General features: G+C 54.3%; 13 protein-coding genes. 7 read left to right on the forward strand and 6 right to left on the reverse strand.

Annotated elements, in window-relative coordinates; all coding sequences use genetic code 11:
• Positions 1-76: 76 nt before the first annotated feature.
• Both LX66_RS05295 and LX66_RS05300 read left to right on the forward strand, forming a co-directional pair.
• On the forward strand, positions 77-631 hold the full coding sequence (locus LX66_RS05295) for a GNAT family N-acetyltransferase (RefSeq protein WP_145710840.1): 555 nt from the start codon (positions 77-79) through the stop codon (positions 629-631).
• A gap of 159 nt (positions 632-790) precedes the next feature.
• Entirely contained in the window at positions 791-1,936 is a 1,146-nt protein-coding gene (locus LX66_RS05300) for a C1 family peptidase (protein ID WP_145710841.1), read from the forward strand.
• Positions 1,937-1,993: 57 nt separating this feature from the next.
• On the opposite strand, the gene LX66_RS05305 is transcribed toward LX66_RS05300, so the two are convergent.
• Together LX66_RS05305 and LX66_RS05310 are read right to left on the reverse strand one after the other, a co-directional pair.
• Positions 1,994-2,275 (reverse strand): hypothetical protein, encoded by a 282-nt coding sequence (locus LX66_RS05305; protein ID WP_145710842.1) that lies wholly within the window; start codon positions 2,273-2,275, stop codon positions 1,994-1,996.
• Positions 2,276-2,288: 13 nt separating this feature from the next.
• A complete protein-coding gene (locus LX66_RS05310; protein ID WP_145710843.1) occupies positions 2,289-2,906 on the reverse strand; it encodes an L-threonylcarbamoyladenylate synthase in 618 nt (205 codons plus the stop codon).
• A 110-nt stretch (positions 2,907-3,016) separates the two neighbouring features.
• Between LX66_RS05310 and mtgA the strand changes: the two genes are divergently transcribed.
• Positions 3,017-3,727 carry a monofunctional biosynthetic peptidoglycan transglycosylase gene (gene mtgA, locus LX66_RS05315; RefSeq protein WP_145710844.1) on the forward strand — a complete coding sequence of 237 codons (711 nt, stop codon included), beginning with the start codon at positions 3,017-3,019 and terminating at the stop codon, positions 3,725-3,727.
• On the opposite strand, the gene LX66_RS05320 is transcribed toward mtgA, so the two are convergent.
• The 3 genes from LX66_RS05320 to LX66_RS05330 form a co-directional block, all read right to left on the reverse strand.
• Positions 3,717-4,265 carry an AAA family ATPase gene (locus LX66_RS05320; protein ID WP_244620299.1) on the reverse strand — a complete coding sequence of 183 codons (549 nt, stop codon included), beginning with the start codon at positions 4,263-4,265 and terminating at the stop codon, positions 3,717-3,719. The two genes, mtgA and LX66_RS05320, sit on opposite strands and share 11 nt — an antisense overlap.
• A complete protein-coding gene (gene pnuC / locus LX66_RS05325) occupies positions 4,232-4,864 on the reverse strand; it encodes a nicotinamide riboside transporter PnuC (protein ID WP_145710845.1) in 633 nt (210 codons plus the stop codon). Before pnuC ends, LX66_RS05320 begins: the two co-directional genes overlap by 34 nt.
• Positions 4,865-4,941: 77 nt before the next feature.
• Positions 4,942-5,535, reverse strand: a complete 594-nt coding sequence (locus tag LX66_RS05330) for a NifU family protein (RefSeq protein WP_145710846.1) — start codon at positions 5,533-5,535, stop codon at positions 4,942-4,944.
• A 164-nt stretch (positions 5,536-5,699) separates the two neighbouring features.
• Here LX66_RS05330 and LX66_RS05335 point away from each other — a divergent pair, with 164 nt between their 5' ends.
• Together LX66_RS05335 and LX66_RS05340 are read left to right on the forward strand one after the other, a co-directional pair.
• Entirely contained in the window at positions 5,700-6,215 is a 516-nt protein-coding gene (locus LX66_RS05335) for a ferritin (RefSeq protein WP_145710847.1), read from the forward strand.
• Between the two features lie 13 nt (positions 6,216-6,228).
• Positions 6,229-6,681: a methylglyoxal synthase gene (locus tag LX66_RS05340; protein ID WP_145710848.1), complete on the forward strand. Its 453-nt coding sequence runs from the start codon at positions 6,229-6,231 to the stop codon at positions 6,679-6,681.
• 100 nt (positions 6,682-6,781) lie between these two features.
• Here LX66_RS05340 and LX66_RS05345 read toward each other — a convergent pair whose 3' ends face one another.
• Positions 6,782-7,837: a DUF3500 domain-containing protein gene (locus LX66_RS05345; RefSeq protein ID WP_211366009.1), complete on the reverse strand. Its 1,056-nt coding sequence runs from the start codon at positions 7,835-7,837 to the stop codon at positions 6,782-6,784.
• Positions 7,838-7,926: 89 nt separating this feature from the next.
• On the opposite strand from LX66_RS05345, the gene LX66_RS05350 reads away from it, so the two are divergent.
• Positions 7,927-9,465: a glycoside hydrolase family 10 protein gene (locus tag LX66_RS05350; RefSeq protein ID WP_145710849.1), complete on the forward strand. Its 1,539-nt coding sequence runs from the start codon at positions 7,927-7,929 to the stop codon at positions 9,463-9,465.
• Between the two features lie 329 nt (positions 9,466-9,794).
• On the forward strand, positions 9,795-14,327 hold the full coding sequence (gltB, locus tag LX66_RS05355) for a glutamate synthase large subunit (protein ID WP_145710850.1): 4,533 nt from the start codon (positions 9,795-9,797) through the stop codon (positions 14,325-14,327).
• The last annotated feature ends 37 nt before the right edge of the window (positions 14,328-14,364 follow it).

Consider the following 14,364-nt stretch of genomic DNA (forward strand, 5'->3'; position numbering starts at 1 on the left):
TATTGCCCAATAAATTATTAGCATTTAACCGCTTAGAATACTTGTATTTCCCAAATTCCTTTACTAGCTTTCGATCATGATCCAAACATCACGTCTACAGATATTACCCTGCTCCCTGCAGTATTTTGAAGCGCTGCTGCAGGGCAATGATGTTTTGGCGGAACTGCTGGGGATAGACATCCCGGAATACTGGACAGATTACCCCGAAATGGTGCTGGTGGCATATGACAAGCTACGCAACGACCCCTCCATGCTGGGCTGGTTCTTTTACCTGGTGGTGCACCGGGCAGACCGGCGGCTTATTGGCGCTGGCGGCTTCAAAGGCCGGCCGGATGCCGGCGGCGTTGTGGAAATAGGCTATGAAATAACCGCCAGCTACCGCGAGCAGGGCTACGGCACAGAGCTGGCGGAAGCCCTGATCCGCTTTGCTTTCGGCCACAGCTACGTAAGCAAGGTGGTGGCGCATACCGAAGAGGAATACAACGCCTCCGTTAAAATACTCCAGAAATCCGGGATGCAGTTTGTTGGCGAATTTTCCGACAAGGAGAATGACCAGCTCTGGGAATGGGCCATCACCCGCGAACAGTATAACGCCTTCATGGAAAAGAACGCCCTGCAAAGCCGTTCCTGACCCCTCCGCCGCTCATCCATCTTTTTTTTACACCATTAACCGCATTCCCTTATTTTTGGTCCCTGTTTAAAAATTACGGACAGTAAACAACAACTATCTAAACTTACCCGGCAGAGATGAAACTCCCCGTTCCATCTTACCATCAAAACAACATTACGAATGAAAAAATGGATGCTGTTTGCGGCGCTTTTTTCCTGCTCCGCCGCATTTGCGCAAAACACCAACAAAGAAGGCAGCCAGTACCAGTTTACCACCCTTAAGAACCTGGACGCCTATGATGTACAGAACCAGGGCCGCACCGGCACCTGCTGGTCCTTTTCCGGCCTCTCTTTCTTTGAATCCGAACTGCTGCGCAACAACAAGGCCCAGGGCCTGAACCTCAGCGAAATGTACGTAGTGCGTAAAATGTATCCCCTGAAAGCGGATAACTATGTGCGCATGCATGGTAAAACCAATTTCGGCGAAGGCGGCGGCTTCCCGGACGACCTGCTCTGCCTGCGCAAATACGGCCTGGTACCGCAGAACGTGTATGACGGCAACAGGGATAAAATGTACAACCACGCCGAAATGGAAGGCCTGCTCGAAGGCATGGTGAAATCCATCGGCAACAGCCAGGGCGAGATCAATCCCGACTGGCAGAAGGCTTTTGAAGGCGTGCTGAATGCCTACATGGGCAACGCGCCTGAAAAGTTCGAGTATAACGGCAAGTCCTACACGCCGCAGTCCTTTGCCGCCAGCCTGGGCCTGAATGCAGACGACTACGTGATCATTACTTCCTTCACTCATCATCCTTTCTACGAAAAGTTTGTGCTGGAAGTACCGGACAACTGGAACTGGGAAAAAGTGTACAACGTGCCCCTGAACGACCTGCTGGGCATTGCGGAAAACGCCATCATGAACGGCTATACGATTGCCTGGGCGGCAGACGTGAGCGAAAAATATTTCAACTTCCGTGAAGGGCTGGCCGTGGTGCCGGAAAAAGACTGGGCGGATATGACGCCCGAAGAAAGAAAGCAGGTATTTGAAGTGCCCGGCGCCGAGAAGAATATTACGGCCGAAGTGCGCCAGCGCGCTTTCGACAATTTTGAAACACAGGACGACCACGGCATGCACATTGTAGGCCTGGCAAAAGACCAGAACGGCCATAAATATTTCCGCGTAAAGAACTCCTGGGGCACCAACAACCCCGGCAACGGATATTTCTATGCGTCCGAGCCTTACTTTGCCTACAAGACCACCAACATTATGGTGAACAAGAAAGCCCTGCCGGCAGACATCGCCAAAAAGCTGGGTATCCAGCAATAACGGGGCATTCCATCATATCACGGAGCGGCGTTCCTGTAACAGGGCGCCGCTCTTTTTTTACCGCTCCTTTCCTTCCAGCCGCTGCGTATACTGGTAATTGCCCAGGCGCAGCTTTACCGGCAGGCGGGTCTGTTTTTCCCAGGCCCATTCCTGCTTGCAGAAGAAACCGAAATGCTGCTGGTAATAGGCGCCTGGCGCCACCCGGGCAGGCGTGCGCAGGTAAGCCGGCAAAGGCGCCACCACTGTATCCCGCAACAGGGCAGACCGGTGCAGGCTTTGCGCCGCGGCCCCGCCGGCCGCCAGCAGCAGTACCGCTGCTATCCATATGGTTTTTTGCATCTTGTTTTTATTTTTAACCGATCAGCTCCACGCTGCCGGCGCCTTCCCGTATTACTTCCGGCGAGCCGCTGGTGCAGTCTATCACCGTGGAAAAAGTAGTGCCGCCCATGCCGCCATCCACTACGATGTCTACGATCTTGCCGAACTTCTCGTAAATGATCTCCGGGTCCGTATATTCCTCCACGTATTGCTCTACCGGCAGGGAGGTGCTCATGACCGGGTTGCCCAGCTCCTTTACAATGGTGCGGCAAATGGTATTGTCCGGCACGCGTATCCCCACCGTATCTTTTTTTGTTTTCAGCATTTTGGGCACCTGCCGGCTGGCCGGCAAAATAAAGGTGTACGGCCCCGGCAGCGCTTTCTTCAGCATGCGGAACACCGGCGTATCCACACTTTTGGCGTAGTCGGACAGGTGGCTGAGATCATAGCAGATAAAAGAGAACCGGGCCTTTTTGGGATCTATCTGTTTAATGCGGCAGATGCGCTCAATGGCCTTGGGATGCGAAATATCACAGCCCATGCCGTATACGGTATCTGTTGGATAAATGATCACTCCTCCGTGCTGAAGGCAATCCACGATGGTCTTCAGGTGCCGTGGATTGGGATTTTGCGGATGTAGTTTCAGTAGCATGTATCCCGTATTAAATGATGATAAATTAGCTCTCACAACAAAGGTAGTACCAAATCCTAAACTATTTTTTGCCTAACTTTCGCCCGATTTTTTTTGATAAACTATACTGGATGGAATTAAAAGGCATCGTACCCAGAACATGGAGAAGAATAAAACGTATACTGCTCGTGCTGTTCATTGCACAATTTGTTTACATCATCCTACTCCGCTGGGTAAATCCGCCGATCACCCTTACCATGATCTCCAGTTGGTTCAGCCTGTGGGGCACTGATAAACATTTCCGGAAAACATGGGTGGATGCAGCAGATATTTCCCCTTATGCCAAGCTGGCCGTTATTGCCAGCGAGGACCAGCTCTTCCCGGACCATGACGGCTTCGACTTTAAATCCATAGAAAAGGCGCTCAAGCATAACCAGAAAAGCAAGAAGATAAGAGGGGCCAGCACCATCAGCCAGCAGGTGGCCAAGAACGTGTTCCTCTGGCAGGGGCGCGGCTGGGTCCGCAAAGGCATAGAAGTGTACTTCACTTTTATGATAGAAATGATCTGGGGCAAAAAACGCATACTGGAAGTATACCTCAATGTAGCGCAAACCGGCGATGGCATTTTTGGGGTGGAGGCGGCCGCCCAGGCCTACTATAAAAGATCCGCCGCCAGCCTTAACCGTGAACAGGCGGCCATGATCGCGGCCTGCCTGCCTAACCCGGTTAAATACACGGTGAATCCGCCGGCGCGCATTACTGCCTGGCGCCAGCGCAGGATACTGCAGCAGATGCGCAACATTGCCGCAGACCCGGATATAGCGGCGCTCGTTAAAGAATAATATTGTCCACCGCGGCAATGGCCCGTGCCTGCCGTTCGGCATAGCTGCCGCGTATATCCGCCCAGGGTACGCCTGCGTGCATCACGATGTCGCGGTAAATGCGGTAAAAATATTCGCGCATCTGCGGGTCGGGGTATTCCCGCTGGGGATCGTCTTCCCAGGGAATATCGATATAGGTCAGCAGGTAAAGGTCATACCGCCTGGCCGCGATCCGTTCCAGGATGCGGGGGTCCACCTCCCCGTATTTATGCTCGCTCCATACTTTTATCACGTACAGGTCCGTATCGCATATCAGCAGGCGCCGGGCCTTTTCTGCTTTTTCATCTTCCAGGTGCAACTGCCCGGCGGCAATGTGCAGCAGGTCATGCTGTTCATAGGGGCGGCCCAGCTCATCCAGGTACTGCCGGGCATACTCCGGCACCCATTCCGTCTGGTAATGCGCGGCCAGTTGCTGGCTGAGCGTGCTTTTGCCGGTAGACTCCGGCCCCAGTATCACTACTTTTTTCATCCGTTGATAGCCCTCGTTTGTTCTTCCCATATTTTTTTCCAACTGAAATATCCCATGATCGCTACAATGAACAGGAAAATGGTGAGCAGGGCGGTAGGCACCAGCTTTTTATGGAACAGGAGCGGGATGGCGGCCAGGTTGGACACGTTCAGCACGATCCAGTTCTCGATTTTCCGTTTGGCCAGCAGCCACATGCCCGCACAGGCCGTAGCAGATACAAAGGCGTCTGCCGCCGGTACGTCCGAATTGGAAAAATTCTTCAGCAGGGTATAGAACAGCGCCCAGCCCAGCAGCGCTATCAGCACGGTTACGGTCCATTCCCGCCGGGTGGCCCAGGCTACCGGGGGCGTATGCTGCTGCGCGTCCCTGCTGGCCCAGTGGTACCAGCCGTAGATGCTCATCACGAAATAATAGGCGTTCAGGGTGGCTTCCGCATAGAGCCGGAACTGCTCGCGGGACAGGAGGTATACATAGATGCCGGTGCTTACCAGCCCCGTAGGGTACAGCCAGATGCTGTTCTGCTTACTGCATATTACACTGATGGCGCCAAACAGCGCCGCTACTATTTCCAGCCAGCTCATGGCATGAATGCCGTCCAGCAGGCTTTGGTATATGGCCTGAAAATTCATGGTGCAAAGATGCAATAAAAAAGCACAGCCGCTAAGACTGTGCTCCTTTTAACACTATCATTCTTCTCAACTATGGCTTATTCTGCTTCTGCCACTACTTCCCTTACTTCAGGTATCATGCGTTTCATCATGCCTTCAATACCTGCTTTCAGGGTGATCATGGAAGAAGGGCAACCGGAGCAGGACCCCTGCAACATCAGTTTCACAATGCCTTCGTTATAGTCCTTGAACTGTATGGCGCCGCCGTCCATTTCCACGGCAGGCTTCACATAGTTCTCCAGTAATTCTTTAATACGTTTTACCACGTCGCTGTCGTCAGCGCTCACTTCATTGCTGGCCGCCGCTTTCACTACGATCTCGTCTTCGTTCACCACCGGGCGGTTCTCCTCCAGGTATTCCTTCAGGAAAGCTTTTACCGTGGGGATAATGTCCATCCAGTCTGTTTCAGCGGTTTTGGTAAGGGTAACAAAATTGGCCATGATAAATACCCCCTTGATGAAGGGAAAACTGAACAGCTCCATTGCCAGCGGCGACGGTTTCGCACTGGCCTCATCAGGGAAATCGATGCTCTTGCCCGGGTACAGCAGTTTGTTGGCCACAAACTTCATTGTTTCCGGGTTCGGCGTCATTTCTGTATATATGCTGATGATGGGATTACCTGTTTTAATCATTGCTTTAACCTCGTTTAAACAATGCAAAGGTAGCAACTTTCGGCCACAAAAAGGGAGGATATTGCGGCATATTCCATTGATTTTTACAATAGGCTTATAGGCAAATGATTATATTCGTACAGAATACGACATTTGAATGAACAACGGTTTAAACCCATTTTATTATGTTATATAAGAAACTGGCAGACAAAACAGAACAGGCCCTGAACGAGCAGGTGGAGCTGGAAGCCGCCTCCTCCCAGTATTACCTGGCCATGGCTTCCTGGGCCGAAGTACAGGGCTACAACGGTATCGCAGAATTCCTGTACCGCCACTCCGACGAGGAGCGGGTGCACATGCTCAAGCTCATCCGCTTTATCAACGACCGGGGCGGCCATGGCGTGGTGCCCGCGCTCAAGCAGCCCACCGTCAAGTTCAAAAGCATCCTCGGCATTTTCGAGGAGGTGCTCAACCACGAGATACTGGTATCTACGGAGATCAACAAGCTGGTGGACATGTGCCTGCAGGAAAAGGACTATACCACCCACACCTTCCTGCAATGGTATGTAAATGAGCAGATCGAAGAGGAAAAAATGGCCCGCCAGATACTGGACAAGCTGAAGCTGATAGGGGAGGACAAAGGTGGTATGTATATTTTTGACCGGGACATGGGCTCCCTGCAAACCCAGGACCACCACTAACTAAAGCGCAAATATGCAGGCTGCAAAATCACTGAAGGCACGCAAACGGGTGGCGCTGATAGCGCATGACCATAAAAAACAGGAGCTGATAGAATGGGCGGTGTACAACAAGGCCGTGCTCAGCCGTCATGAGCTCTATGCCACCGGCACCACCGGCCGGTTGCTGGAAGACCACCTGGACATTCCTGTGCGCAAGCTGCTGAGCGGCCCCCTGGGCGGCGATCAGCAGATAGGGGCCATGGTGGCCGAAGGGGCGGTAGATGCCATCATCTTCTTCTGGGATCCCATGGAAGCCCTGCCCCATGATCCCGATATCAAGGCCCTGCTGCGCCTCTGCGCCGTATGGAACATCCCGATGGCCTGTAACCGCTCCACCGCCGACTTTTTACTGACATCGCCGCTGATGCACCAGGATTACGAGGTGATACTACCGGATTATTCCCAGTACCTGGGCAGAAAAGTGTAATTAATAATGAATAATTAAGAATTAATAATATAATAAAGTGCACCGTTGTTTCATTGGAACACAAGTGTTACAGGAATTATTAATTCTTAATTATTCATTATTAATTCTTTAAGGGGTGCCCTGCCTGATAATGTTCCTGCAAAATATCCTCCCCAAAATCATTTTTCAGGTCCCGCAGCACGGAATGCACGTGGTTGCCATTGTTCTGCGTATTGTCATACTCTATCAGCACGGCAGGGTTTTGTATGCGGTAATAATGGCCGCCTCCCCAGGCCCGGGCGCCGGCCCAGGCAAAATGCATCTGCTCCCAGCCGGCCGCGGCGATCTCTTTCAGTAAAACATCCGCCATCAGCTTCGTATGGTTATCAATATATACCGCCACCAGTTGCCGCAGCAATTGCTGCTGTTGAGGATTCATGGCCGCGTAGGGCAGTCCCGGCGGGCTTTGCAGCATGGCTTTGCGCCGGTTGCCGGTCATAATATCATGGGGGGCGGTAGCCTGTATAATAGCCCGGGCCCGCTGCTTTTCGTCCAGGGAGCGAAGCAGCGCAAAGCCCAGCTCCGCTTCCTGTTTCAATATCTGCAGGCCCTTCTCCTTCCCGGAAGGCACAATGGCCGGGTTGGAGCCAAGAAAGGCCGGGGTAGCCGCCACCAGGCTATTGCCGGCCGCTGAAAAATTGAGGGATACATGATGCCCTTCCACCCGCCATCCCCAGGGCTGCGCCGGGCCGGGTGTGCCAAAAATGGTAAAGTAATACTTGCCCGGGTCCCGGTAATCATCCCCCGGGTCCCGGCCTTCCAGCACTTTTAAAATGCTCTCCAGCGCTATAATGGCCGTCGCTTTTTTATATCCCTGCGCGCTCATGCAGGTTTGCAGCAGGTGCAGGGCCGCGGCCTTTTGCCGGCTGTTCATAGCCTTCAGGGGCAGGCCTTTCCGCGGCCGGGGCACAAAATGCCAGTTAAAGCGCTCTTCATCGCCCCAGGCAAAGCTGGCCTGCTGCTTCGCCGCCGGGTCCAATGTTTGCAGGAATGCCTGCGCTGCCGCAGTAATATCATTTTTATCCGCGGCCGGCTGTGCGCCGGCAGCAGGAGGCAGCGCCCAAAGCGTGCCCAGCAGCAATATAGCGGGTAACTGTAAATGACCTTGATGACGCATAACAGTGGAATTGTACAGAAACAAAATAAGAAAAACGTTTTACTTATTTTCGCAGTTTCAGCATTTAACGTAACGCATTGTAGATGATAATGAAGCATTTAGTGGCAGGCTTGTTATTGTGGTGGGGGATCACATCATCCGTATATGCGCAGTTGCCGCCCAAGCGGGAGCTGCGGGCAGTATGGATCGCTACCGTGGAGAATATTGACTGGCCCTCCCGCCGGGGTCTCAGCACTGAACAGCAAAAACAGGAATTCATCAATATACTGGACCAGCAGCAGCGCAATGGCATGAATGCCGTAGTGGTGCAGGTACGGCCCGTGGCCGACGCCTTTTATGCTTCCGCCTTTGAGCCCTGGTCGGAATACCTTACCGGCGCCCAGGGGCAGGCACCCAATCCCTATTACGATCCGCTGGCCTTCATGATAGAAGAAACGCATAAACGGGGCATGGAGTTCCATGCCTGGTTCAATCCCTACCGGGCCATGTTCAATGTCCGGCGCAGCAGCATTACCCCCGATCATATTACCCGGCTGAAACCGCAGTGGTTCGTTACCTATGGCGATACGAAGTACTTTGATCCCGGCCTGCCGGAAGTGCGCCAGTACGTGCTGCAGATCGTTACCGACGTGGTAAAGCGTTACGATATTGACGCCGTGCATTTCGACGATTATTTCTACCCCTACCGCATTCCCGGGAAGGAATTCCCGGACTACAGCTCCTACCGCCGCTATGGCAACAATATGATGCGGGACGACTGGCGCCGGCAGAACGTGGACACCATCATACAGATGATCGGCAGGGCCATTAAAACGGCCAAGCCCTGGGTAAAGTTCGGCATCAGCCCCTTTGGCGTATGGCGCAATCATGATAAGGACCCGGAGGGTTCCTATACCCATGGCGGGCAAACCAACTACGACGATCTTTTTGCCGACGTGCTCAAATGGCTGCGGAACGGCTGGATAGATTATGTAGCGCCGCAACTATACTGGGAAAGCGGCCATCGCCTGGTGGCGTATGAAGTGCTGCTGGACTGGTGGGCCAAACATGGCTACGGGCGGCACGTATACATTGGCCATGGCGCTTACCGTATCAACAGCAGCGCCGCCTGGCGCAACCCGGCGGAACTGCCGCAGCAGGTCAGCGAGGCCCGCACGCTTAATACGGTGCAGGGCAGCATTTTTTACAGCGCCAAATCATTTAACGGCAACCCCCGGGGAATAGAGGACAGCCTGCGTAACCACTTTTACCGGTACCCGGCCCTGCGCCCCCTCATGCCCTGGCTGGAGGGCCAGCAGGCGCCCAAATCGCCCTACTTTATCGATGCTTTTGAACGGCCCCAGGGGTTGGAGCTGTACTGGGCGGACGACGACACCTCCCACCGCACCCGGCAATACGTGCTGTACCGTTTTGACAGCAGTGAGGTCATTAACCTGAAAGACCCTACGAAGATACTGTCTATCCTGCCGCAGATGCCCGACCCGCACTATACGGATGCCGCTTATGTGAAAGGGCGCCACTATGTGTACGTGGTCACCGCGCTGGACCGGCTGCAGAATGAAAGCCTGGCCAGTGATCCTTTACGGATGGAGATCGTGAACGGGAGAACCCGGTTTTTGTTCCCGTAGCCCTCCCGCCTGATGCTGAAGGACTTTTAATAATATTCAAATAATATTTACTGCGTTCCGGGTCCCGCCGCCGGGTATGGGCAGGTATAAGCGCATCCGGTTGCATTTACAAGCCCGCCCCGGGCTGCTGCGTGCGCTTATTTTTTTGTCAACTTTCAATAGATTTACTCGTTTTTTTAAATTCTTCTAAATTTTTGCGGCTAAACAAATGTTTATAAAAAAAATGCCGCATTCCTTTAGTATCTTTAAACCGTTCCCGAAACAATTACGGTACCTCAGCCGGCAGCAGCAGCCAGGATATAGTGTACCTGATACAAAAATATAAACGAATGCATGAAGTGAGAAAACAGGAAGGCCTGTACCGCCCGGAATTTGAACATGACGCCTGTGGAACTGGGTTCACCGCCCACATAAAAGGGCGTAAATCACACCAGATTATACGGGATGCTTTGACAATGCTGGAAAACATGGAGCACCGCGGGGCCTGCGGTTGCGAACGTACTACCGGCGACGGAGCCGGTATCCTTATCCAGATGCCGCATGAATTTTTCTATGATGAATGCCTGAAAATAGGTTTTGCCCTCCCCGAATTCGGTAAGTACGGGGTGGGCATGGTGTTTTTCCCCAAAGAGCCCCGCTGGCGCGAAGAGTGCCGGGAGATCATTGAGCGGGCCGCTGAAAAGCTGGGCCTGGAAATACTCGGCTACCGCAAGGTGCCCGTACGCCCCGATGGCATCGGCGAAAGCGCCCTTTCCGTAGAGCCGGAAATAGAGCAGGTATTCATTGCCTGCCCCTACCAGATATCCGACCCGGAAGCCTTTGAGCGCAAGCTGTTCGTACTGCGCAACTACGTGTCCAAGACCGTGCGCAATACCGTGCCCAAGGAAAAGCAACTGTTCTACATTGCCTCCCTTTCTTACAAAACGATCATATATAAAGGCCAGCTTACCACCTACCAGGTTCGCCACTACTACCCGGACCTGAGCGATGAAAAAATGGTGTCTGCCTTTGCCGCCATCCACTCCCGCTTTGCCACCAACACCTTCCCAAGCTGGAAGCTGGCGCACCCTTACCGCTACATTGCGCACAACGGGGAGATCAATACCCTGAAAGGGAACCTCAACTGGCTGCGCGCCGGTGAGAAGGACTTTGTGACCAAGTATTTTTCCAAAGAGGAAATGGACATGCTGCTGCCCATCGTGGAAGATGGACAGTCAGACTCCGCCAGCCTCGATAACGTGATAGAGCTGCTGACCCTCACGGGACGCTCCCTGCCGCATGTAATGATGATGCTGATCCCCGAGGCATGGGATGGCGATGAGGATATGGACCCCGTGAAGAAAGCTTTCTACGAATACCACGCTTCCCTGATGGAGCCCTGGGACGGCCCTGCTTCCATCTCCTTTACAGATGGCAAGATCATAGGCGCCACCCTGGATCGTAACGGCCTGCGCCCCAGCCGCTTTGTTGTTACCAAGGACGACCGGGTGATCATGGCTTCCGAAGCCGGCGTATTGCCTATAGATCCCAAGAACGTAAAGGAAAAAGGCCGCCTGCAGCCCGGCAAGATGTTCATCGTGGACATGGACCAGGGCCGCATTATCGGTGACGAGGAGCTGAAGCAGAGCATCTGCTCCCAGCAACCTTATGCAGAGTGGCTCAATAAATACAAGATTCGCCTGGAAGAGCTGCCCGAGCCCCGCGTAGCCTTTACCCACCTGGAACATGAACAGATATTTAAATACCAGCGCGCTTTCGGCTACAGCACGGAAGACCTGGAGAACATCATTGCGCCCATGGCCATTGACGGCAAAGAGCCGGTAGGCTCTATGGGCACGGATGTACCGCTGGCCGTGCTGAGCGATCAGCCGCAGCACCTGAGCAGCTACTTCAAGCAACTCTTTGCGCAGGTAACCAACCCGCCCATTGATCCCATCCGGGAAAGGCTGGTAATGTCGCTGGCCACCTTTGTGGGCAACAACGGCAACCTGCTGGATGAAGATCCGCTGCACTGCCACGGCCTGGCCCTGCGCCACCCGATACTGAACAACCACGAGCTGGAGAAGATCCGCAGCATTGATACCGGTATCTTCCAGGCCAAAACATTACAGACCTATTTCAGGGCAGACGGTAAGCCCGGCTCCCTGGAAAAGGGCCTCACCCGCCTTTGCCGCTACGCGGTGGATGCGGTAGAGGACGGCTTTGAGGTGATCATCCTCTCCGACCGCGCCATTGATTCCGAGCACGCGCCCATTCCTTCCCTGCTGGCCGCTTCTGCCGTGCACCACCACCTCATCCGCAAAGGATGCCGTGGCCAGGTAGGCATTATTGTGGAAGCCGGCGATGTATGGGAAGTGCACCACTTTGCCTGCCTGCTGGGCTTTGGCGCTACCGCCATCAACCCTTACCTGGCGCTGAGCACCATCCGGGATATGAAGCTGGGCGGCAAGCTGGATACGGAGCTGGATGTAGACAAGCTCAAAAAGAACTACGTAAAGGCGGTATGCGAAGGCCTGCTGAAAGTGTTCTCCAAAATGGGCATCTCCACCCTGCAGTCTTACCAGGGTGCGCAGATCTTCGAGATACTGGGCATTAACCAGCAGGTAGTGGATAAATATTTCACCGGCGCCGTTTCCCGCCTGCAGGGCATGGGCCTGGATGAAATAGCCCGCGAAACTTTGGCCAAACACGGCATGGGCTACGGCCGCAAGGAAACGCCCGTGCAGCGTTTAACCGTAGGCGGTATCTACCAGTGGAAGCGCAAGGGCGAGTTCCACCTGTTCAATCCTACTACCATACACCTGCTGCAATACGCCACCCGCATGGGCGATTACAGCCTGTTTAAAAAATATTCCAAGGCGGTGAACGAGCAAAGTGAAAAAGCCTGCACACTGCGCAGCCTCTTCACTTTCAAGCGCAGCCGGCCGGCGGTTCCCATTGAGGAAGTAGAATCGGCGGAAAGCATCCTGAAACGCTTCGCTACCGGCGCCATGAGCTTCGGCTCTATTTCGCACGAGGCGCACTCCACGCTGGCCATTGCCATGAACCGCATTGGCGCCAAGAGCAATACCGGTGAAGGCGGCGAAGATGAGATCCGCTATGAGCGGCTGCCCAACGGCGACAACATGCGCTCCGCCATCAAGCAGGTGGCCAGTGGCCGTTTCGGCGTCACCAGCTACTACCTCACCAATGCGGATGAGCTGCAGATAAAGATGGCCCAGGGCGCCAAGCCCGGCGAGGGCGGACAACTGCCCGGCCATAAGGTGGACCAGTGGATCGCCAAAGTGCGGCACTCCACGCCCGGCGTAGGCCTCATATCCCCGCCGCCCCACCACGACATTTATTCTATCGAGGACCTGGCACAATTGATATTTGACCTGAAGAACGCCAACCGCGCCGCCCGCATCAGCGTAAAGCTGGTGTCCAAAGCAGGGGTAGGCACTATTGCCGCAGGGGTGGCCAAAGCCCATGCAGACGTGGTGCTGATATCCGGCCACGACGGCGGTACGGGCGCTTCCCCGGTAAGCTCCATCAAGCATGCCGGCCTGCCCTGGGAACTGGGCCTGGCGGAAACTCACCAGACACTGGTGCGTAACAAGCTGCGCAGCAGGGTAGTGGTGCAGACCGACGGACAACTGAAAACCGGCCGCGACATCGCCATCGCCACCCTGCTGGGCGCCGAGGAATGGGGCGTGGCCACCGCCGCCCTGGTGGTGGAAGGCTGCATCATGATGCGTAAATGCCACCTGAATACCTGCCCCGTGGGCGTGGCTACACAGGATGCAGAGCTGCGCAAGCGCTTTGCCGGCAACCCGGATCACGTGGTGAACCTCTTCAAGTTCCTGGTAGAGGAGCTGCGCGAGATCATGGCGGACCTGGGCTTCCGCACCATCAACGAAATGGTGGGCCAGGTAGACTCCCTGCAGGTAAGGGAAGGGCTGCAGCACTGGAAGTACAGGCACCTGGACCTGTCGCCCATCCTGTACAAAGAACCGGCCGCTCCCGAAGTGGGCCTGTACAAGCAGGAAGAGCAGGACCACGGTATCAGCGAAGTGCTGGACTGGAAGCTGCTGAAAGCGGCCCAGCCGGCGCTGGAAAAGAAGACCCGTGTGTTCCACCAGTTCCCGGTGATCAATACGGACCGCTCCGTAGGCACCATTCTGAGCAACGAAATATCCAAAATTTATAAGGGCGAAGGACTGCCTGAAGATACCATCCACTTCAAATTCCAGGGCTCTGCCGGCCAGAGCTTCGGCGCCTTTAATACCAAAGGCGTTACCCTGGAGCTGGAAGGCGAGGCCAACGACTACTTCGGTAAAGGATTGTCCGGCGCCAAGCTCATCGTATATCCTCATGCAGAGGCGGGCTTTAAAGCGGAAGAGAACATCATTGCCGGTAACGTGGCCTTCTACGGCGCTACTTCCGGCGAGGCATACATCCGCGGCAAGGCCGGCGAGCGCTTCTGCGTGCGCAACTCCGGCGCCACCGTGGTGGCAGAAGGCGTGGGCGACCACGGTTGTGAATATATGACCGGCGGCCGTGCCGTGATACTGGGAGAAACCGGCCGCAACTTCGGCGCAGGCATGAGTGGCGGTATCGCCTTTGTGTATGATGTAAAAAATGTTTTCGCCAACCGTTGCAACAAGGATATGATAGACCTGGACCCGCTGGACCAGGAAGATATTACGGCCCTGCATGACCTTATTACCAAGCATCATGCTTATACCAACAGTACGGTGGCCAAATTCATATTAAAGGATTGGGAGAACCAGTTACGCCATTTTGTAAAGGTGTTCCCGAAAGAATACAAGGCCGTGCTGCGGACCGCAAAGTCAGAAGGTCAGAAAGTGGAAAAATCCTGACCGTAAGCGCCTTGTTATTTTAATATTAAAAGATCAG

The organism is Chitinophaga japonensis (assembly GCF_007830125.1).
Lineage (GTDB): Bacteria > Bacteroidota > Bacteroidia > Chitinophagales > Chitinophagaceae > Chitinophaga > Chitinophaga japonensis.

Excerpts from the sequence above, each read along its gene's own strand:
- LX66_RS05330 (WP_145710846.1), bottom strand. The coding sequence starts at position 5,535 with ATGATTAAAACAGGTAATCCCATCATCAGCATATATACAGAAATGACG.
- LX66_RS05350 (WP_145710849.1), top strand. The coding sequence starts at position 7,927 with ATGAAGCATTTAGTGGCAGGCTTGTTATTGTGGTGGGGGATCACATCA.
- LX66_RS05310 (WP_145710843.1), bottom strand. The coding sequence starts at position 2,906 with ATGCTACTGAAACTACATCCGCAAAATCCCAATCCACGGCACCTGAAG.
- LX66_RS05295 (WP_145710840.1), top strand. The coding sequence starts at position 77 with ATGATCCAAACATCACGTCTACAGATATTACCCTGCTCCCTGCAGTAT.
- LX66_RS05340 (WP_145710848.1), top strand. The coding sequence starts at position 6,229 with ATGCAGGCTGCAAAATCACTGAAGGCACGCAAACGGGTGGCGCTGATA.
- LX66_RS05345 (WP_211366009.1), bottom strand. The coding sequence starts at position 7,837 with ATGCGTCATCAAGGTCATTTACAGTTACCCGCTATATTGCTGCTGGGC.
- mtgA (WP_145710844.1), top strand. The coding sequence starts at position 3,017 with ATGGAATTAAAAGGCATCGTACCCAGAACATGGAGAAGAATAAAACGT.
- LX66_RS05335 (WP_145710847.1), top strand. The coding sequence starts at position 5,700 with ATGTTATATAAGAAACTGGCAGACAAAACAGAACAGGCCCTGAACGAG.
- gltB (WP_145710850.1), top strand. The coding sequence starts at position 9,795 with ATGCATGAAGTGAGAAAACAGGAAGGCCTGTACCGCCCGGAATTTGAA.
- LX66_RS05320 (WP_244620299.1), bottom strand. The coding sequence starts at position 4,265 with ATGGGAAGAACAAACGAGGGCTATCAACGGATGAAAAAAGTAGTGATA.
- pnuC (WP_145710845.1), bottom strand. The coding sequence starts at position 4,864 with ATGAATTTTCAGGCCATATACCAAAGCCTGCTGGACGGCATTCATGCC.
- LX66_RS05305 (WP_145710842.1), bottom strand. The coding sequence starts at position 2,275 with ATGCAAAAAACCATATGGATAGCAGCGGTACTGCTGCTGGCGGCCGGC.
- LX66_RS05300 (WP_145710841.1), top strand. The coding sequence starts at position 791 with ATGAAAAAATGGATGCTGTTTGCGGCGCTTTTTTCCTGCTCCGCCGCA.